The following is a 1111-nucleotide window of genomic DNA, read 5'->3' as shown; positions in this document are numbered from 1 at the left end:
GGCGACGGCGGCGGCGAGCAGGGGCAGCGGCAGGAGGGCGAGCGCGACGGCGTCCCGGAGCGCGGCGAACCGCCCGGGAGCGCCGGATATGGCAAGCCGACCGGCCGGTCGTACGGACTGCGCGAAGGTAGCCGTCACGTGCCCTCTGCCTCTCCCGTTGATCACCCCAGGCCCGGAGGACATTGTCCCATCCGCCGGGGGCGATCACACAGGACGGTGGCCGCTCACCCCGCCGTGCGCACGGTGACGTCACCGTTCTCGCTGCGGGCGACGACGGCGTGCGCACTCGCCGCGTCACGCGGGACGCCGACCCGCGTCCGGCCGGTGTCGCTGCGCGCGTCGACGCGGTACGGACCGCCGGGCAGCCGCACGGCGACGTTCCCGTTCTCGCTCTCGCCGGTCACCCGGTCGGGCACCCGGGCCGGCCGGACGGTGACGTTCCCATTCTCGGAGCGGGCGGAGACGGACCGGGAGACGATGCCGTCCTCGGCGCGGACGTCGCCGTGCTCGGAGGTCAGCTCCAGCCGCCCGTCGGCGTCCCGTACCTCGATGTCGCCGCTCTCCGAGCCGAGCCGCAGGTCACCCTTGATCCCCCGGGCTACGACCCCGCCGTTTTCGTCCTCCACGATCACCCGCACCCCGCGCGGCACCTCGATGCGGTGCTTCCCCTTGCACTCCACGCTGATCCCGTCACAGCGCTGCCGCAGCTTCAGGGTGTCCTTCTCCATCGCCCAGGTGGCCTTCACCGTCCCGCCCACCGCCCACCCGTCGAACCACCGGGTCACCTTGACGTCCTTGCCGGCCTTGCCGTCCCCCGGCACCAGCTCGATCTCCGAGTCGTCCGTGTCGATGGTCAGCGTCCGCCCCTCGACCGCGAACGACCGGTGCTCCGGCGTCACGTCCGACAGGTCCACCGACCCCGCCGTCCCGCACCCGGCGAGTGCCGTCCCGGCGACCACCACCCCACCGACCAGGAGGGCGAGACGGGCGGGGCGGGCGGATCGGGCGGATCGGGCGGGGTGTACGAGGCTGGCGAGGCGAACCATGGTGATCTCCGTGTCCTGCGAGAACGGGCGACGCCGGTGCGCACCGAGCGCTCCCGCGCCCCACT

The 1111-nt window shown here is 73.8% G+C and carries 1 protein-coding gene; it reads right to left on the bottom strand.

Annotated elements, in window-relative coordinates:
• Positions 1-224: 224 nt before the first annotated feature.
• A partial coding sequence (locus JNW98_RS22990; RefSeq protein WP_223770169.1) for a DUF4097 family beta strand repeat-containing protein occupies positions 225-1111 on the bottom strand: 887 nt, incomplete at its 5' end.

The sequence above is a fragment of the Streptomyces huiliensis genome (assembly GCF_020037025.1).
In the GTDB taxonomy this organism is placed as follows: Bacteria; Actinomycetota; Actinomycetes; order Streptomycetales; family Streptomycetaceae; genus Streptomyces; species Streptomyces huiliensis.
The sequence above is the reverse complement of the archived record's forward strand: the minus strand, read 5'-3'. Positions and strand labels throughout refer to the sequence as shown.